This is a genomic window from Flavobacterium caseinilyticum, from assembly GCF_004349085.1.
Lineage (GTDB): Bacteria > Bacteroidota > Bacteroidia > Flavobacteriales > Flavobacteriaceae > Flavobacterium > Flavobacterium caseinilyticum.
Genome location: NZ_SMFM01000007.1, coordinates 23924 through 43358, shown reverse-complemented (window position 1 = coordinate 43358; position 19435 = coordinate 23924). Strand labels below are relative to the sequence as shown.

The following is a 19435-nucleotide window of genomic DNA, read 5'->3' as shown; positions in this document are numbered from 1 at the left end:
ACAAAACGATAATGAAAATAATACTTACAGGTGCAACAGGAGTTCTGGGATCTCACATCATGTATGAAATTCTGGAGCTTTTCATAAACACTAAAATTGATGGTAAACTTTTTATAATTGCTCGAAATAAAGGCAAAAAATCTGCTTTAGATCGCATAAACGAGCTCTTATCCAGTAGTTATTCACCAAAAATCATAAAAGAGAAAGGCATCGCAAAACTGCATGAATACATTGAAATCATAGATACTGATTTGGCTGAAATTCAGGATACTTTTTCAAGTCAAATAAAAGATGCTTATTTTATCCATTCGGCGGGATTCGTAAATTTATCTACTGATGAAGAACAACGCGAAAAGATTTTTCACGAAAATACCAAAATCACAAAAACGCTTTTCAATCTCTTTCATCCTTTTATAAAAAAGTTTGTTTACATTGGAACTGCTTTTTCATCGGGAAACCGAAAAGGATTAATTGACAATGATTTTCATAGTTTAGGCTTCCAACCGGAGCACCGCAATGCGTATGAGAATGCCAAATTCCACTCGGAAAATTTTATAGCACAAGAATGTAAGAAAGTAGGCTTATCCTTTCAAATTTTACGTCCAAGTGTGATTGGAGGCAAAATGTTAGGAACAGAAAATCCGTATTTTATTTCGAAATATATGGTTTTTTATCTTTTGGCTAAATTCTTTCACTTCACTTCCCAACGAAAAGGAGATCAAGAAAATGTGCGTTTTATAGTCAATGAAGACACCGTTTTGAACATTATTCCTGTCGATTATGTTGCAAAAGTGATTGTAAATACATTCGAAAGAGAAGATATTGAACAGCTTAATATTGTACATAATAAGAGCTTCAATATGGTAAATGGATTGCGCTTGATTATGAAAGAAGTTGGCTATACTAATTTTACTTTAATACAAAATTCACTGGATTTTGTATACAAAAACACAATCGAAAAACTGTATTACGAAAGTATTGGAAAACACTTAAGCCCTTATTTTACGACAGCTGCGAATGAATACGATACCACTTTGTTGGACTCCATTCTGGAAATACCAAAACTGGATGAAGAGGCCTTTACTAATATGATTCGGTATGCAAAATTGAATAATTTTAAAGATATTAATGTGTAATTTTAGGAGCTATTTCCTGCTATACGTTGCAATCTTTTCCTTTTTAAAGAAAAAAGAAAAAGGATTTTCACTGCTATCAGGGCTAAATCGTTAACCATGAAATTTTAAATAAAAAATGAATCTTATTTTAGAAACCGACCGATTGATTTTAAGGCAAATGCAAATTTCTGATGTCGAAGCTTTATTTGAAATGGACAGCAATCCTAGGGTACATCAATATCTTTGGAACAAACCATTAACGGATATTAGCGAAGTACATTCGTATATCGAATCTGTTAGAGCGCAGTATGTTCAAAATAATATTGGGCGATTTGTGCTTGTTTTGAAAGAAACCAATGAATTAATTGGTTGGGCCGGATTAAAATATAACACCGAAATGGTGAATAATAAAATTCATTTCTATGATATTGGCTATAGATTAAATGAAAAATTTTGGGGCAAAGGATATGCTACTGAGGCCAGTTTTGCATGGCTGGATTATGGTTTTAAAGTAATGAAAATCAAAATCATGGACGCCGCAGCGCATACCGATAATATCGCTTCAAACAGAATATTACAAAAAATTGGACTGAAAATAACTGAAAAATATCTGGAAGACGGTGTTTCTTGGAATTGGTACGAATTAAAAAATCCTAATTTATAATGAAAACAATAAAAATAGCCGGAGTTCCTGAACATTTCAATCTTCCTTGGCATTTAGCCATAGAAAACGGTGATTTCGAAAAAGAAAATATCGATTTACAATGGACTGATGTTCCCGAAGGAACTGGAAAAATGTGCCAAATGCTTCGTGATGGTGAAACTGATATTGCGGTAATCCTAACCGAAGGAATTGTAAAAGATATCGTTGCCGGAAACCCGAGTAAAATAGTTCAGATGTATGTAGAAAGTCCTTTGATTTGGGGAATTCACGTAGCGGCAAACTCCAATTACAAGACATTAGCTGATTTAGAAAATAAAAAAGTTGCTATTTCCAGATTGGGTTCTGGTTCGCAACTTATGGCGTATGTCAACGCGGATAACGAAGGATGGAAAACGGATAATCTTCAATTTGAAATCGTAAATACTATCGATGGCGCAGTTGAAGCTTTGACAAACGGAACCGCAGATTATTTTATGTGGGAACGTTTCATGACCAAACCATTAGTCGATAAAGGAATTTTTCGAAGAATCGCTGATTGCCCAACGCCTTGGCCTTGTTTTGTAATTGCGGTTCGAAAGGAAGTTTTGGAAAATAATCCAGAGCTTATTTCAAAAATTCTGGAAATCATCAATCAAACTACAGAAGATTTTAAAGAAATTCCGAGTATTGACAAAACTCTGGCTTTAAATTTCCATCAAAAAGTTGAAGATATTCAAGAATGGTTGTCGTTAACGCATTGGTCACATAAACCATTATCAGCTGAAATGTTAAACAAAGTTCAAAATCAACTTTTTCAACTTAAAATTATCGATAAAAAAGGTACTTTTGAAGATATTGTGAAAACAGTCTAGAGTACTGTTTTTATTTTTACTATGATAAAAATAAAAGAAATTAATTTTCAGGGTATTAAGCAACGCTTCCGGGTCAAAAAACCTTGGGATGACGTTATGATTTTTATCCTGAACATATTAATTGCTATTCCACTTTTTATTATTGTACATCAGAATTTAATCAATCCCAATTGGTTTCTGAACATTGACAGGGTAGTTTTATTTTTAGTGATGATTGTTGTCATTCAAATCATCCTTAGATTCTTGAGAACAATTATTCTATTTTGTATCATTTTGTATTTATTGGTTTTAATTTATGGTTCTACTATTGGAAACTATGGATTTAACAGCGTATTTGAAGATTATAATTCAATTTTGTACACGATGTCAGATAATCCATATCCACAAGATATTATTATTGCAAAGTTGCTTCCGTTTCCCAATAAATCAAAAATTATCAATGCCATAGAATACCAAAATCCTAAAATCAGGAATTTTGCAGTTATGGCAACTACAAAACATTTTAAAGACATAAAAGGATATTCGGATTACAGAACGATAATCCAATGCTTTGCCGTTTTCAAGGAAATAAATAGCAGATGGAACTATGTAAGCGATCCAAAAGCACGTGATTATATCGCTACGGCCACGGAATCGCTGCTTTATTTTTCTGGGGATTGTGATGATCATTCGATATTAATGGCTGCCGCGGTTAAGTCTATTGGTGGAACTCCACGTCTAATCCATACCACGGGACATATTTATCCAGAAATACTGATCGGATCTCAAACTGATTTAGAAAAAGTCAATTTTCTAATCAAAAACGTATTATTTGTCAATGAAAGCAATGAAAACAAACTTCATTATCATGTGGATGAGCGCGGCCAAATTTGGATGAATCTGGATTATACGGCCAAATATCCCGGAGGACCTTTCATGTCTGAAGAAATTCTCGGTGCCTTGACATTGGATTAGTTGGACTTCTCCAATATCCTACAGCAACTGGTGATTTTACCTAACTAATGGGATACAAATAGTTTTTTGCATTTCGATTGCAAGAGAATCCTCTGAATTTTATATGATTCTTGTCAATGCGCACAGTCGTTGGGTTAATAAACTGAAGTTTAAATTCATCTTGTTTCTGCATGCCTTTTTTTATTTTTTCGCTTTGGGAGAAAAAATTCTATTAATGAAGATTCTTTAATGTAATTGTCACACCGATACTCAAGACATTTATAGTAGAAGTACATGGCACTGATTATTTTTTGAAGTTCCCTATTTTCTTTGCTTTAGCACGAAAGTGAGTTTATGTATTTTATGTAAAAAAAATACAAAATACTGGCAAAAAAGAATCTTAAAATAAATAGGAACTTTCTAGCTTTCAATATAAATCTAATAGTGAATAGTTCGCTTTTTATTTTTCCAGGTTCTTCAAATACTGAGCAAGCCGTCGTTTGCCGTACTGCAGTTTGATATGACATTTAAATTGTGAAAAATAAGAAAAAAGTTTACTCCAGAAAAAAATAAAAACTACACCAAATAGCCATTGTTTTTTAATGAAAAAAATATACTTAACTTTTTGATATTCATAGATATAAACCTTGTATTTTTTTATTATAATCAAATTAAAAAAATCATTATATTGATTACGGGATACAATTTTATTACTAAATTTACTTGGCCATAAGTGAACTTTCATAACATAAAAGACAACCCTAATAAAATAGATAGTAAGTAAGAATCAAGAACTTCTTAACAGTTTTTGGAGAGATTATTTCAATTATTAAAATATTAACTTTTAAAAAATAATTAATTAAAATGTGACTTTAATCTTTTAAAAAAAAAAGTATGAGTAACGAAGATAATTTTGCAAGAAAAATCATAGTCATCAATAAAAATATAATTCGTGTTTTAATTGCTATAATGACTTTAATGTTAGTACTGGGAACGTTACATCTTATCTATTTAGAATTTAAAAAAATTACTGCTCCTCCTTATTTATTGATTGATGTTTCCACTTTATTAGAAGTATTTAATTTGATTTTGATTATTGCAGTTGGATATGAACTTATAAAAGCACTTTTATTAATTATTTCATCCGATACAATTCCTACTATCCAAATTATCGAAATCTCAATTATTGCTATTTCTACTAAAATAATTACGTTAGATGTAAAACAAACAAATAGTGCTGTTATTATAGGTTTAGCATTATTGATTGCCGCACTCGGTCTTGCTTATTTTTTGTTGAAATACTTTGCGAAACCACAAAACAAACGCTAAAGGAATTTAGTGACACCATTTTTGTGAATGCTGTAATTGTATTTAAAAAAAATCTAATAACTATAAATTGTAGGTATAATGGATAACTTAACACAAAATAATGATTGGCATTCCGTTTCTTGCAATAATGTATTAAAGAGTCTTAATGCTTCTTCTGAGGGTCTTAGTGCAGCAGAGGCCGCGAAGCGACTGAAAATCGCAGGACCAAATATATTGGATCGGCAAACTAGAGAGAGTGCCTTTAAAATTTTGCTGAGGCAATTTCTTAACCCGCTAATATATGTTCTTCTTGCTGCTACCATCCTTGCCATAGCCATGGGTAAAATAACCGATGGTATAGTAGTGTTTAGTGTAATAGTCATTAATGCTATCATTGGTTTTATTCAGGAATATCAGGCAGGGAAAACCATTCAGGGACTTCTCCAATTAATGCCTGAAAATGCTACAGTAATGCGAGATCGAAAGCAAAAAACCATCCCAGCTGCTGATCTTGTTCCCGGGGATTATGTATTGCTTCAGGCTGGAGACAAAGTGTCAGCAGATATGCGGCTTACTTTCGTAAAAAATATGCAGTGCAATGAATCTGTTCTTACAGGAGAATCTTTACCGGTAGAAAAAAACACGGATATTATTGCCATGGAAACAGGAATTGCTGACCGTAAGAATATGATCTTTAGCGGTACATTAATTACTTCAGGAAAAGCGGAAGGTGTTGTTGTTTTAACAGGTATAAAAACCGAGATCGGTAAAATTTCCGCCCTGCTGCAAACCACAATCTCTGTCAAATCTCCACTTACGAAATCTCTTGAAAAAATTGCAAGGGGAATTACCTTCTCCATCATCTCTGTTGGAATTTTAGTTTTTCTAATAGGCATGTTTCGTAATTATGCTACGCTAGATGCAATTTTTTCTGCCATTACTCTTGCAGTTGCAGCTATCCCCGAAGGATTACCTGCTGTTATTACTATCGCCTCAGCTATAGGTGTTAAGCGGATGGCAAATCGACGGGCTATTATCAGGCACTTATCTGCGGTAGAGACCTTGGGCAGCACCACTGTAATCTGTACAGACAAAACGGGAACACTTACCCTTAACGAAATGACGGTTAAGCTACTTTGGAATGGAAAGCAAAAATTCAATGTTACAGGAGTAGGCATTAATACTAATGGTAAAATTTTAAAAAACGATTCTGATGATGAAGGAACGGATGATGAAATTGGAGAACTAATAAGGGCTGCTGCGTTGTGCAATGATGCAACACTTCACCATAAAGAGGGACATTGGAAAGCAGTTGGCGACCCTACAGAGGTTGCTCTTATCGCGGTAGCCGGAAAATTTGGCATAAACGAGGACGAACTAAGAAGCAAATGGCAAAGGCTTGATGAATTGCCCTTTGATTCTGAAAAAAAAATAATGGCTACGCTCTATCTATCCCCTTTTGGAGAAAAAATAATATACCTTAAAGGTGCGCCTGAATCAGTTATTTCCCTTTTATTAAATAGCGATAATTCATCCACTTTAGTTGACACGGAACAGGTACGAACAGAGGGTTTACAAATGGCAGAAACAGGAATGAGAGTGTTGGCTTTTGCTTCCAAAAAGGTAGATATTGAACATTCATCACTCATTACCGAAGATGATCTTTGCGATTTTTATTTTTTGGGGTTACAAGCCATGAGTGACCCACCTAGAATAGAAGTGAAAGAAGCGATAGATACCTGTCATAAAGCTGGTATTACTGTGAAAATGATTACCGGAGATCATCCTTCGACAGCCGCTGCAATAGGCAGGGAACTTGGGTTTAAAAATGCAGAAAGAGTGATCACCGGAAAGGAACTTCAGAATTTGAATGCCGAGGAACTTCAGGAAGTAGTAAAAAATACAAATATTTTCGCACGGGTATCTCCCGAAGATAAATTAAATCTAGTAAAAGCCCTTCAGGCCAACGGCGAAGTGGTAGCTATGACCGGAGATGGCGTAAATGATGCGCCAGCACTTAAACGTGCAGATATTGGCGTAGCCATGGGTATCAGTGGAACGGCTGTTGCCAAAGAAGCTGCAGACATGATCCTGGCTGATGATAATTTTGAAAGTATTAAAGCTGCTGTTGAAGAAGGACGCAGAGTATTTGATAACCTTCAGAAATCTATTGTATTTCTTCTGCCAACAAGTATAGGATTGGGATTGGTTATTTTTATTGCTGTGTTATTTTTCCCAACAGAAAGGGGAATTCTTCTTATTCCAATGCAGCCAGTTCAGGTATTATGGATTAATCTTATTACTGCTGTTGCCCTGTCATTACCACTTGCGCTTGAAGCTATGGAACCCAATGTAATGAATCGTCCGCCACGTAAGCCCAATAAACCATTGTTAAGTTCCCTAATAATTTTCAGAATGGTTTTGGTTTCTTTCGTGATGGCAGGTGGAACGATTGGACTATTCCTCTGGGAATATAATATTGAACTATCCAGAGGAATTGGACATTCACAAGCTATTTCTGAAGCTCAAACAATGGCTGTTACAGCAATGGTTTTATTTCAGGTGTTTTATCTTATTGATTGCAGATCTCTACATTTTTCAGCTCATAAAATTGGGCTTTTCTCGAATCCATCAATTTATATCGGAATTGCAACAGTACTATTTGTTCATTCCGCTTTTGTTTATTTTCCATTTATGAATCGTTGGTTTCATTCCTCTCCATTAAAAGTCGAGGCTTGGGTGGTTTCTGCCTCAGTAGCTTTTTCTATTCTGATAATTATTAGCATTGAAAAATGGATTCGAAGAAAATTTTATAAAAATAGTACGCTGTAGTGAGCCTAATGAAAATATGTTAAATTTCCTATATTCTTTAAGACTTTTATAAACCTGACTTGCTGTAATTATCTGTTTACTGGATTGTACATATTTTATTATAATGGTCATAATTAAGTCGAACTGCCTTCTATTTAAAAGCTTGGTCATAGAGTTTACGGGATCGTTATATTAAGTAAAAATCAAATGTATCGATAATTAAGTAAAAAGGTAATTAGAGTGTCCCAATCTGTTTGCTAAGTTTTAAAAAATCAGTCATAATGGCACTCGGAGGAGTAAGAATTGAAAGTTGCTGTGAGTTGTTTTTTTTATTCGTTTTTGGAATTACTCAATAACAAGTCAAATTTATTTGTATGTTAAACATATTTGGTTTTATCTAGTTAGCATAATCACCGAAAGAGATCAGTACAAAACAAATAGCGCTTTTTGATGAACACGTAGTAGAATCATATGTATATAAAGGATCTATATTTCATCTGAAAATTGCTATTCTTTAGATCAGTAGCCGATGTTGGAATTATTATATTATAAGCGTACGCAAGTATTAATCAATTTGATATAAATAATAATACAGCTAGAAAGTCTTATAATCAAAAATGACATTACCGTAAGTAATCTATTATAAAAAGAAAACGCGATATAAGAATATATTTATATATTTGATAAATATAACTTGATTATCACATGAAAAAAAAATTTAAGGTAATTTCATCATTTCTGATGATTTTAATTATTAGTATAATATTTTCTTCATGTAAAACAGAAAAAGTTACCGACTTTACTCAAAAACAAGAAGCGAACTATATCCCTTATTATCTCAAAGTTTATGAAGCTGATAGTTTATTTATCACAAGAAACTATCAACGTAGTTATGAAAAGCTTGATAGTCTATTTAAGATCTATAAACCAATAAATATGCAGATTTATAATGAATTTGCTACATATTTAAAATGCAAAATAGAAACTAATCATACAATCAGTAAAGAAGAAGTTGAAAAATTGGTAACCGAATTTGGATATACAGACGAGTACATAAATAATGATTCCTATTTTAGTACTTCTAAATATTTTATATTTTTAAGTGAAAATGATAATTATTTACAACTGAGAAAACAGTATTTGTCACGAATAAATAAAAAATTACGAGATACCATAATACAAATGAAAAATGACGATCAACTTTACAGAAATAAAAATTACACCAAAAAAATAACTCTGCAGAATCGCTTAGATTCAATTAATGCGGAGAAATTAAAAAAAATTATTGATGTTTTTGGTTTTCCAAATGAAAGAATTCTTGGGAATTTTTCGGTCGATAACAAACCTATTGATGTGGACGCAATGTTACTGCATACAAAGGATTCTATTAGATTAAATTACTTTATGCCAAAAATATTGGAATTTGTTAAGACTGGTGAAGCTCTTCCGGAAACGTATGCCTCTTTATATGATCAATATTTACTGTATAAAGACAAGCCGCAATATTATGGTTCTTATGATAACAGTTTAGGTTTCGAAGAAGGGATATTGAAAGAAAGAAGAAAGTCAATAGGGCTGCCAAATTATGGTTATAAGGAGTGGAGATTTAAAGTACTATATCCAGAATTAAATAAACTAAAATAAATACATTTAGTGAAAACTTGAAAAAATATTAATAAAACTGAAATTATAAACGATTACAGTCCCGAATTTATGTAGAAAAAAAAGCTATTGGGTTTGTTGCCAGCTATGAAATAAAAATGGAAAACTTCAATATTGATAATTTACAATTCAATTGGTTGCAATTCAACGATAAACAATTATTACAACAACCTACGCATCAAAATAAAATCTTCCGTTTTAGAAAAAAGGAAATATTGTCTATTTACCTAAATAGTTTTCAAATCCTATAATCGGTAAATTCCTGTGATATGCTGCATCGTTGAAAATAAAAATTCCTGTTTTAAACAACTGTTTGGCTTTTTCATTTTTATTCTAAATTTTTGCTTCCCGTAGGGCTTTTTATTGATTTAGATTATTTCTTAGGACCTTACGCAATTCGAACCTGCCATTATAGCAATCAATGGTGTTGAGAGATTTTATAAAATATCTGTCAATTTTTCGAACGAAAAAAAACCTCCAAAATCAAATGACTTTGGAGGTTTGTAATTATTGGTGGGCGATGATAGCCTGTTCCGAATTTCGGAAGGTTCGAACCCCCGACCGCTTCCGATAGAATCGGAATGCTCAGAACCAGCTGAACTACTCTTTTTTTGAAATTAGTTCCTGAATTTTAATCCTGCTTTTCCAAGATTTGATTTGTAATTCTCTTTGTTGAGCTAATTCTTTTGTTTCGTGTTTTTTGATATAAACGACTTTCCAATCATTTACATTACCGGTAAATCCTTTGCTTTTTTGATTGTGCCGAACAATACGTTCTTCTAAATTAGAAGTAAAACCAATGTAATATCTGTTTTTAATTCCGCTAAAAAGGATGTAAGTAACGCGTTCCATAGACTATAAGACATAAAAAAACTCCATTATTTCTAATGGAGTTTTTTGTGGGCTGTCAGGGTTTACAATCGAACACATGATACCTATTTTGACATTTTTTGATACCTTTAAATAATACTGTTAATCAAATCACAATTATAGTAAAACAATTTTCATGATTAATTTAGTCTGTCCTACAGCAGACTATTTAGATTATACTAAATTTGGTTAGAGTACGGTTCTCGCTACTAGAAAAATCAAAGGCTGATAAGAAGATATCATAAAGTATATTTTTAAGAATCAGCCAACATTATGAAAAGTCCTGGATAGAAAAGTAAGTGAAGATATGCTCTTAATTAGGAATAAGTTTACTCCTAAAAATCTAAATGTAAAAATAAGTTGAATTTTAAGTATTTAATTTTGAATCATTCTTTGGTGCATTATGGCAAAATATTATCGATGCAACATTTCTTTAATGTAATAGGGAGTAGATTTTATCTTTATTAGATCATTATTAATCTGCTCAATAGCTATTTGTCTCTCCGTTAGATGTATTCTGTTTAATAGATTATTATTTGAATTCGCATAGTCTAAAATTCGTGTTCCAGATAATCTTTCTACAATATAATCCATGCATTCTAGTAAGTTTTCGGTAACGGAAAATTCTTTACCATAATTATTAACAGATAGAGATTCAAGAGCTAACTGTTCTAGAAGTGTGTTCTCTATAAGTAACCTGTTCTTATCTCTATAAGATTTTAATAACTTTATTATCTCTCTAATTTTCGGCTTGTTTCTGAGTAGATTTTTCTGAATATCAATGTTTGTTTTAAAAGTTTTCCCTTTTTGCCAAAAAAATGGGCGACGAATGTATAAATTTAAGTTTTTATCTTCTTTATAGTTTCCAATTTCTCTACCATATACTATATCAATTTTATGAGTACCTTCATTTCCCTGGAATAGTAGACTTGTAGCTCGTGTTTTTTTTATCACTTTTGCGTTACCTTCAAATAAATCTTCTATTTTATCATGAATTTCATTTGATAAATTTCGCATATTACCGAAATGGTTATTTTGTTTAACAGGCATGACTATATCAGAGTCATAGTTATTGGAAATGGCTATCTTTTTACTCAATGAACCAACGCTTTCAGGGTAGCACACAAGTTGATCTGAAAATTCATTATAAAGTTTGTCTTTAACTCCTTTAGTTATTGATTTTAATTCCTGCAATTTCATGGGGTTTAAATTTGGATTCTCTTCCCTTACCAAATTTCTAAGAAAATTATCGCTCGAAAAATCTTTCTTACCCTCTTCTCTAAATTCCCATTTATATATTTCATTCCCTGTAATTCCTCCTACCATTCCAAAAATAGTTATTTTCTTGAATGCATGGAGGGCATTATAATTTTCCCAATTCATCTTTAGACCAATTAGCTTAAGCTTTTCTTTTTGTTGAAAATAATCAATAAGCCCAACAATTCCAGCTGCTATAGTAACTCCGGTAAAAATATATTTGTCTTGTTTTCTCATAATTAGAATTTTATTCAGGATGTTCACCACCACCCAACCATTTATCAGTAGCATGCCAGACTTCATAATAGTATAGCCATAAAGAAGTCCATGGAATAATTGTGTCACTAATGTACATTTTTCTTGTAAATTCTGCATATTTAGGCATAAATAAGCATAATGTTTCCTGCGAATACATATGTGGTATTTTCTTGCCTCTTTCATTTTTTATCAAAACTGGATTAAGTACCCGAATTTGAATTGGTTTCAAAATATGGAACTTAATTTCAATAGTGTATATTTCACTTCGAGGTGTAGGTTGTAATGTGCCTGCGGCCTTAAGTTGATATGAGTCAAAATTTACTTTCCAATCAGGATATTTTACTCTAATAGCATTTACCTGTTGTACAATAGTTTTGTTTCTGTTTAGGTTTTTAATCCGCATCATTACCAAAAAAAGTGTTTGATTTAACCGTTGTGGTTGTAGCTGCTCCAATTCCACCAATTACTCCTGAATTTCTATTTATTCCTAATTGATTTTCATTTCTGGCTTTCTCAATAATATCTGCTTGCGAAATTTGTGCCCTTGAATACAAATCATCACCAAATAAGCCTTTAAGTATGTGTCCTTCAGAAATAATTCCCTTATCCTTTTTGAGTTCTTGCCATTGCTCATATAAATGCTCACAAAATGCTCGAAATGCTTGATAATATCTCGGTTCTTTTTCCCATTTATCTGTAAAGTCTTCTTCAGAATTTACAGGATTTAAAACTTTAATTCTTGTGGAATTATAGAATGTATGCTGGCGAATCTGATTTATAATATTTTCAACAGCTAAAAAAATACTTTCTTCCCCATTGTAATTCAGGCCCGCAATAGTTGTTAAAACAATACTTGATGTTTTAAAAGTGTCATTATCCTGAAAATAAATATCTCTATATCTTTTAATCAATTGTACAGCTCGTTGAAGAGGCTTTTTATCTTCATAGTCATTGGATGGTAAATTTTCAGCTCGTAATGCTTTTTCTAATAAGCTAATCTTTACAGTATTGGTTTTGTCTAAAAACCATTTAGCATATCCCCTAGGATTAGAGCTTACCCAACAACCTAAAAGTCGGTCTGGAATTTGCAACTTATCTTCATCCCATTCATTTTCTTGAATGCCAGGCAGAATATCCATATGAAAATCTCCTGAATAGTTCAAGCGGATACATCTGTTCTTCAATTCCATTTTTTCTTTGTAAATAGAATGTTCAGAAAGTCGTCTTTTTAATTCAGAATATATTTTTTCGGGAGTATGGTTGCTCCATTGTATTTTCAAATGTAAAGCAATGTCCAAATCAAACTCATCTTTACCTATGGGTTTTACAGTTGTCTTGATCCTAACTGAACCATGTGGATATAGTTCATATTTAAATGGTTTAAAAAACAGTTCATCTGCTTCTATCCATTTTTTTATTGCTTCATAATGCTGAATCATTAATTCATAACGCGTTTTATCCAGTTGCAAAGATTCAGCCATCCTGTCGAGTAAGTCGTCCAACTGAACGTATTTATTTTGAAATGGTATCATTTTGGTAATATTTTAAATGTGTGAGGTAATATTCTGGCTCCTGAATTTGTTGCTCCCTTTTTAATTTCTTCTGCTGTTACAAAGGCTATACTTTCGTTAGTAATTAAATCTTTTATCGCCTTTTTTTGAGCATCAGTTTCTAAGCGTAATTCAAATATGTCTGCATGTCTAAATTGATCAATAGGATAGTCATCTGTCTTGAGTATGCCTTCTTGGTGTCCACAGATATATGCGTATTTGATATGCCTAAATTGTTCTGCCGGTAACAGACCAGGTTCTATTAATTCTTCAAAAAACTCACGCCAAGGATCAATCTCTCTATTTTTTCTACTATTAAACCATTTGAAGAATTCAACTAGTTTTTTACGTTTATTTACTATTATTCTTAAATCGTTATCAGTATTATTATCACGAGGAACATTATTGCAAGGTGTTATTCCCAGGCTTTCAAACAGCTCTCGATTTTCTTCTTTAAAGTATTTATAAGCACCGCCTACAGGTTGAAAACCTACAAAATCTTTCTTATGTCGTTTTATAAGCATGTACTTTCCATTGTCTTCAATCCTGAACAGATATGCTACCGTGACACGAACGGGTTTATTATACTTCCATATTTTGGTTACCAATAGTTTCCACTTTTTTTTGTTTTCATAAATGAATACTATAAGTTCAATTGCACTTGCAATAACAAGACCTAGAGCAACTTTAAAAATTGTACTTTGCACGTCACCACTAGAGAGAAACAAACAAGAGAGCAACCCTACACAGCCAAGAACAAAACTTATTTTTCCTTTAACATTCATTTGCTCTAGCCTTTAGGAGGAAAATTATCTTTACCATAGGTGTTTCGTTCTCGTATTTGCCCATTTTCACCATGAATAAACATTTCTGAACCTTGATTGATTGCAATATCCCTTGCAATCTTTATAGCTTCTTTTTGTGTTGAAACTATTTTTGTAGCCTTTTCGTTACCCGCCCCTCTTACTGCCCAGTCGTCTCCTTTAGGAACAACATGTTGATTTTTACCTTTTGCCATTTTACTTTAGTTTTAATTATTTTAGCCTCAAATATTTAAGTGCCTTTTTGTTATTTAATTTTTATTATTTTTACATTGCTTGAAATCATTTAGTAATAAATGCTATTAAGTTTTAAAAATTTACCACGAGATGGTATTTTTTTTTATTTGAATAGCATTATATATATATAAGGCTTTATGGAGGAGATAAAAGTTATTGCTTCTGACGAGCTGTTAATGGAACAGCTAAGTAATCGTGACTGGGATAAATTCTGGTTGCGGTTGATGGGTCGATGTGCATGGATATTACGTAAGCGTTACGAAGTTAAATGGCCAAATGATGAACTAAAGTCATTTTCCCGTGATGCAATAAGTGAAGTTATAAACCAAATCTTTATAAAAAGAAGTCGAAAGTGGAATATTGACCACTATCCAGATTTTGAAGATTTTATAGTAGGTGCAATTGACAGTCATATAAACAACACATTAAAGAAGTCAAAAAAAGAAATAAGCGTTGACGACGAAAATTTATTCCCTGTTGAAAATGCAGAATTTGACCATTCAATAGAACAGATTATTATTGGAAAGGAATTAAAAAATCAGCTCTATAAGCTATTAGAAGAAGCCAACGCAACAGATGACGAGTTACTTATATTTGAATGTTTATGTGATGGTATAGAAAAACCAGAAGATATACGGTCAACTATTGGACTTAATGAAGATGAATTTCATAATGCGTGGAGGCGGTTCAAAAGAAAAAGAAATACAATAAAACAAAAATTAGCGGCAAATGGATACTAATAAAAAAAACAAAACCATCTTAGATAGACTGGATAAAGTTGAATTAGAGTTGCTGCAGCATGATACGGAATATGCTAAGCAGTTTCTAATGGAAGAGGGTATTGATCCAGATAAAGAAATCGAGTTCTCAGGGCAATTCATGAAAAAAATCCGATTTATGGCATTAGGTATGTCAAATAAGCAACGTGATTTAAAACTACTTGATGTTGCATTCGATAGGCTAAAAGAAGTATTAAAAGAGAATTCTGAAAGAGCGTCTGAAGCATTAATCAATTTACTACATACAAAAACACCGGCTATTCATTATAGAAAATTAGAAAGTTGGTCTGATGATGAAATTCGAGATGTATTGTCCGATGTTGACTTAATTCAACTAATCGAAGAATTAAAAAAATAAAAGTAGTTTCAATGTCAAAAGGTAAGTTAGCTGCACAAAGATTAATGAATGACTGCGGTATAGATGATCCGACAGAAATCCCGCTGGACTTAATTGTCTTTGGTAGAGGTGCCACACTTGTTGAAAAATCATTAAAAAACTCTGAGGGAAGAATCGTTTTCGGGAAAAATTCTGCTATTATTACAATAAACTCTGATATACCTTATGAAGGCAAGAAACGCTTTGTTACCGCACATGAATTGGGTCATTTTGAAATGCATCGAAATGTAATTACGGTTCATAACGATACTGATGCTACTTTGGAGTTCTTTAAAAATGGTCATCAGGAAACCGAAGCTAATGAGTTTGCCTCTGAACTATTAATGCCTGAACACTTATTCAAGAAGGAATGTGCCGGTAAAAAATTCAGCCCTGATTTACTCAGACAGCTTTCGGATAGATTTAAAACTAGTATCACTTCTGTAGCATATAAATACTTTGAATTAGGATCTCATCCTATATGCTTATTTTATTCACACAACAATAAGGTTTTATATTGGAAACGTCCGGATAATTATCCTCATTTTATCAATGACAGAACAAAACTAACTCCTCCAGACGATTCAGTTGCCACTGAGTTCTTTGAAAAAAGAAAAATTTATTCAAAAGAACAAAGTAAACAGCCTATTTGGAAATCAACATGGTTCGAATTAAAAAACTGGGAAAATGATAATAATTATAAATTTTTTGAATACTGTATAATCACACCTACCTATAATACTGTTTTAAGCATAGTTTGGGAAGAACTATAATAACTAATTTCCTAACTCAATTCATAGTTTTCTAATGCTTCATATTGCGTATGCAGCAAATCCGTTAGCTGATGTAGCCAGTTTTTTAAAGTCCAAAGAGTTCTTTTACCAATTCTTTATCTTCTTCACTACTTTCATAAAGAAGACGCTCTTTAGCACTGTCCATTATGTTTTTCGCTTCTAATGTCTCTTTAAGATTATAACCTCCAGGGTATCTATGTCTATCATATTCATGAAGAACACTACCATCTTCATACAAAGTATAATCATCATCTAAGTCTCCATTCATTTTATGCGAAACTGCAATTATTCTCGGTTGCATATGATTAATTTTAGTTATTTAATAATTGTTTTATTTCTAAGAAAAAGTCCAAGATTTTTTCCATGTATTACACTTTTCCAAGTTTTACCTTTCTGTATAAACCCATTTTTTTCTAATATTTTAACCATAAATGGATTTGCCTCCACTTCTGTTGAAGCCATCAAATTTTCATTCTCATTTCTTTCCAATAGTTGCTTAACGATTGAACTTGATATTCCTTTCCCACTATAATTTTCATCAGTATAAATGTAGCCAAGCTCCCAGTCAAAATCTTTTTCGCAAATTAAAATATTCGCTTTTTTTTCTCCGAAATCACTTTTCGTTTTTTTCTTAATTCCTCCAATTGCAACAGGAATATTATCAATATATGCAATACAAATTTCTTTACATCTGTCTGCTTTTAAAGATAAATCTCCCTCTACTTTTCCTTGTTTTTTTAATAATTCTGCAAAAATATTTCTATCAACGTCAGAAAGACTTTCTCTTTCAATTATCTTGTATAATGGATTCATGATTTTTAAAGTAGTCTAAAATTAGTTATAACTTGTATGTAAACGGACCTTGCATATACACTCAAATATAAGTAGATTAATGAAGGTTCTTTCACTTTATATTGTTATCAAATATATTATTAAAATCATAATAAAGGTTGAATATCGTTAAGAATTCATTACATCATTATAGATAAAAGCCATAAACCTTCTATAGAATAAAAGTTTTTCATTGTCATACTCTTTAACGTCTTCAATAATTGTCGGCATTATACAAAATGTTTCTGGCGAACATAAACATTTTTTATACACAATTGCCATTATATATTTACTAAAATCACTATCCATATTTTTTAAACAATAAAATATTGTAGAAGAAAATAAATCTGCAATCTGTAATCCTATTGTAGATTTTGAATCTGAATTTACAATGTCTCTTTTTAAGTTAAAACCAATAGTTGCCCCTAAAAATTCAGCTCTAGAATTTTTTAATCCCATAGAATTATATGACTTAATAATACTACTATTTTTGAAAACTTTTGAATCATCACAAATTACTTCGAGTTCTTCCCCATTTTTAGACCATTCCGTAAGTAACCCAAATAAAGATGTTAGTGTTAAATCTAAAATCCATTTCGTTTGTGGATTTTCGTCTTGGTGCTGAATTTCATTTAGCATTATTTCAGGAGAATGTGAGACTATATCAAACAACCATTTTAAAAAATCATTTTCTTTTTCAGAACTATAAAATATAGTCTCCTCGTAAGTCTTTTTTTTTCTTACAAGAGCTAAAAAATCTTCAAATAAAGCCTCGGCTGAGTAATCGTTGGTATAAAAAGCTAAATAGAAACCTGAGGCTAAATATATATGTAGCTTACTTTGATAAAATTGAAAATTTGATTTTAAATAAGGTTCTACTGCATATTCAACAATTTTTCCTGCTAGTGCATATTTTTTATCGTGATAAACTAATCTTGCATACTGACTATAATTTTCAAATATGTATTTTATAACATTTTGCCCCTTTTTATTATTTACCAAGTTTTTACCTTTAATTTCTCCATTCTGTATATTATAATTATTATATATATAATTTATGATTTCATCCAATATTTCATCTGTTAAAGAAACTGCCGAATAAACAAAATAAGGTTGATTAGTTTCTAGCAAATCATCTCCAGTGAAACCTGATTCATCACAGTAAATTTTCATAATACAAAAAGTTTAGTAAGTTTTTAAATTCTTATAAAGTATCAATATCCAAAAGTCTCCATTCAGCTGTCAAGCCATTTTTGTCAATTAAAGAAAATAAAGTTGCAATTACAGTATCATTATCTTTTAGTTTCTTATCTTGATAATATTTTCTTTCTGTTTCAGGAAATTCTACTATTACAATAAATCCATTACTATCATCTCGAAGAGAAATCTCATCAAAATCTTCATCTACTTCTCTAACTGTAAAAATAGAGGTTCTAACCTGAACTTTTGTTGATGGGTCAAACGCAATTGGGAATTTCAACAAGTGTGAAATAGCATTTTTGACTTTAATAGCAATCTCGTCTGTATTTTTAATATCATCACCTGAACCAATTCCTGTGATGATAGATGAGAATTCATTGGCATTAATTGCGACTGTATCACCTAAAATATCTTTAAATGTTTCCTTTAAGCTATTTAATGCAGTTAAAGCATCTACTTTTAAGTCAAGATTTGATTTTTGTTTAAAATTTTGATTATAATGTAAACAATCGTTCCTGATTTCTCTAATCTTATCTAACAAAGTGTGTGTTGAAGGAGAAATTAAATTGTCTCCTTTCAAACTATTCAATCTGTTAAACTGAGTTAAGCTTTCATACTGTGGTTTACCTAAAGTAATTGCTAAGTATTTTAAAAAATCTTCACTTGCAACACCAACAAGTGCTATGCATCCCGTGTAAAAGCCAAGCTCAAATAGTTGTTCAGCTTCACGGATTAGTTTTATAAAATCACTAATGTTCTTCAAATAATGAATTTCACTAACTTCCCATTTTCTTTCAACAATGCTATCTAAGTTACTTTCAAACCACTTACGCAAAATTTGCTTATAACTTTCTTGATCTCGTGCAATATATTCATCTCTTTTACTGATTGGAACCAAATTGTAATTATATTTATGAAAGTCTATATACATGTTTTCTTTTTTTAAAGTTTAATATTACACTAAATGCCAAATATTGATTAGATTCTTCGAACTAATATCATTTTTTTCTAAATTACTTCATAACAAAAACTAATAGTTACATATTGATTCTTAAAGAAATTTCAAAAATAACCACTTCAAATAAAACCATTTTACGGCTTTCCACATTCTAAAATTT

General features: G+C 31.6%; 20 protein-coding genes. 10 read left to right on the top strand and 10 right to left on the bottom strand.

Features of this window, described 5'->3' with window-relative positions; all coding sequences use genetic code 11:
- The first annotated feature begins 11 nt into the window (after window positions 1-11).
- From E0F89_RS13305 to E0F89_RS13275, 7 genes are all read left to right on the top strand, one after another.
- Window positions 12-1136, top strand: a complete 1125-nt coding sequence (locus E0F89_RS13305; protein ID WP_131910266.1) for an SDR family oxidoreductase — start codon at window positions 12-14, stop codon at window positions 1134-1136.
- A gap of 115 nt (window positions 1137-1251) precedes the next feature.
- Window positions 1252-1779 (top strand): GNAT family N-acetyltransferase, encoded by a 528-nt coding sequence (locus E0F89_RS13300; protein ID WP_131910265.1) that lies wholly within the window; start codon window positions 1252-1254, stop codon window positions 1777-1779.
- A complete protein-coding gene (locus E0F89_RS13295; RefSeq protein WP_131910264.1) occupies window positions 1779-2630 on the top strand; it encodes a substrate-binding domain-containing protein in 852 nt (283 codons plus the stop codon). Before E0F89_RS13300 ends, E0F89_RS13295 begins: the two co-directional genes overlap by 1 nt.
- Window positions 2631-2651: 21 nt before the next feature.
- On the top strand, window positions 2652-3584 hold the full coding sequence (locus E0F89_RS13290) for a transglutaminase (RefSeq protein WP_131910263.1): 933 nt from the start codon (window positions 2652-2654) through the stop codon (window positions 3582-3584).
- A gap of 873 nt (window positions 3585-4457) precedes the next feature.
- Window positions 4458-4892 (top strand): phosphate-starvation-inducible PsiE family protein, encoded by a 435-nt coding sequence (locus E0F89_RS13285; RefSeq protein ID WP_131910262.1) that lies wholly within the window; start codon window positions 4458-4460, stop codon window positions 4890-4892.
- Between the two features lie 78 nt (window positions 4893-4970).
- Window positions 4971-7703 carry a cation-translocating P-type ATPase gene (locus tag E0F89_RS13280; RefSeq protein WP_131910261.1) on the top strand — a complete coding sequence of 911 codons (2733 nt, stop codon included), beginning with the start codon at window positions 4971-4973 and terminating at the stop codon, window positions 7701-7703.
- Between the two features lie 684 nt (window positions 7704-8387).
- Window positions 8388-9326: a hypothetical protein gene (locus tag E0F89_RS13275; RefSeq protein WP_131910260.1), complete on the top strand. Its 939-nt coding sequence runs from the start codon at window positions 8388-8390 to the stop codon at window positions 9324-9326.
- A 618-nt stretch (window positions 9327-9944) separates the two neighbouring features.
- On the opposite strand, the gene E0F89_RS13270 is transcribed toward E0F89_RS13275, so the two are convergent.
- From E0F89_RS13270 to E0F89_RS13245, 6 genes are all read right to left on the bottom strand, one after another.
- Window positions 9945-10196 carry a GIY-YIG nuclease family protein gene (locus tag E0F89_RS13270; protein WP_131910259.1) on the bottom strand — a complete coding sequence of 84 codons (252 nt, stop codon included), beginning with the start codon at window positions 10194-10196 and terminating at the stop codon, window positions 9945-9947.
- Between the two features lie 432 nt (window positions 10197-10628).
- Window positions 10629-11708, bottom strand: a complete 1080-nt coding sequence (locus tag E0F89_RS13265) for a nucleotidyltransferase family protein (RefSeq protein WP_131910258.1) — start codon at window positions 11706-11708, stop codon at window positions 10629-10631.
- Between the two features lie 10 nt (window positions 11709-11718).
- Window positions 11719-12135: a hypothetical protein gene (locus E0F89_RS13260; protein ID WP_131910257.1), complete on the bottom strand. Its 417-nt coding sequence runs from the start codon at window positions 12133-12135 to the stop codon at window positions 11719-11721.
- A complete protein-coding gene (locus E0F89_RS13255; RefSeq protein ID WP_131910256.1) occupies window positions 12122-13261 on the bottom strand; it encodes a nucleotidyltransferase domain-containing protein in 1140 nt (379 codons plus the stop codon). Before E0F89_RS13255 ends, E0F89_RS13260 begins: the two co-directional genes overlap by 14 nt.
- Window positions 13258-14064 carry an SMODS-associated NUDIX domain-containing protein gene (locus tag E0F89_RS13250; protein WP_131910255.1) on the bottom strand — a complete coding sequence of 269 codons (807 nt, stop codon included), beginning with the start codon at window positions 14062-14064 and terminating at the stop codon, window positions 13258-13260. The genes E0F89_RS13255 and E0F89_RS13250 overlap by 4 nt, the downstream gene beginning before the upstream one ends.
- 5 nt (window positions 14065-14069) lie before the next feature.
- A complete protein-coding gene (locus E0F89_RS13245) occupies window positions 14070-14297 on the bottom strand; it encodes a DUF2188 domain-containing protein (protein ID WP_131910254.1) in 228 nt (75 codons plus the stop codon).
- Between the two features lie 177 nt (window positions 14298-14474).
- Between E0F89_RS13245 and E0F89_RS13240 the strand changes: the two genes are divergently transcribed.
- The 3 genes from E0F89_RS13240 to E0F89_RS13230 are packed head-to-tail and all read left to right on the top strand — an operon-like array spanning window position 14475 to window position 16265.
- Window positions 14475-15077, top strand: coding sequence for a hypothetical protein (locus tag E0F89_RS13240; protein ID WP_131910253.1), 603 nt, complete (start codon window positions 14475-14477; stop codon window positions 15075-15077).
- Window positions 15067-15474 carry a hypothetical protein gene (locus E0F89_RS13235; protein ID WP_131910252.1) on the top strand — a complete coding sequence of 136 codons (408 nt, stop codon included), beginning with the start codon at window positions 15067-15069 and terminating at the stop codon, window positions 15472-15474. Before E0F89_RS13240 ends, E0F89_RS13235 begins: the two co-directional genes overlap by 11 nt.
- Before the next feature lie 11 nt (window positions 15475-15485).
- Complete coding sequence (locus tag E0F89_RS13230) at window positions 15486-16265, top strand: ImmA/IrrE family metallo-endopeptidase (RefSeq protein ID WP_131910251.1); 780 nt, start codon at window positions 15486-15488, stop codon at window positions 16263-16265.
- Window positions 16266-16350: 85 nt separating this feature from the next.
- Here E0F89_RS13230 and E0F89_RS13225 read toward each other — a convergent pair whose 3' ends face one another.
- The 4 genes from E0F89_RS13225 to E0F89_RS13210 form a co-directional block, all read right to left on the bottom strand.
- A complete protein-coding gene (locus E0F89_RS13225; protein WP_131910250.1) occupies window positions 16351-16587 on the bottom strand; it encodes a hypothetical protein in 237 nt (78 codons plus the stop codon).
- A 14-nt stretch (window positions 16588-16601) separates the two neighbouring features.
- The gene (locus tag E0F89_RS13220; protein WP_131910249.1) at window positions 16602-17099 is read right to left on the bottom strand and encodes a GNAT family N-acetyltransferase; all 498 of its coding nucleotides are present in this window, start codon (window positions 17097-17099) and stop codon (window positions 16602-16604) included.
- A gap of 147 nt (window positions 17100-17246) precedes the next feature.
- Complete coding sequence (locus E0F89_RS13215; RefSeq protein ID WP_131910248.1) at window positions 17247-18290, bottom strand: DUF3800 domain-containing protein; 1044 nt, start codon at window positions 18288-18290, stop codon at window positions 17247-17249.
- Between the two features lie 31 nt (window positions 18291-18321).
- A complete protein-coding gene (locus E0F89_RS13210; RefSeq protein WP_131910247.1) occupies window positions 18322-19248 on the bottom strand; it encodes a DUF4145 domain-containing protein in 927 nt (308 codons plus the stop codon).
- Between the last annotated feature and the right edge of the window lie 187 nt (window positions 19249-19435).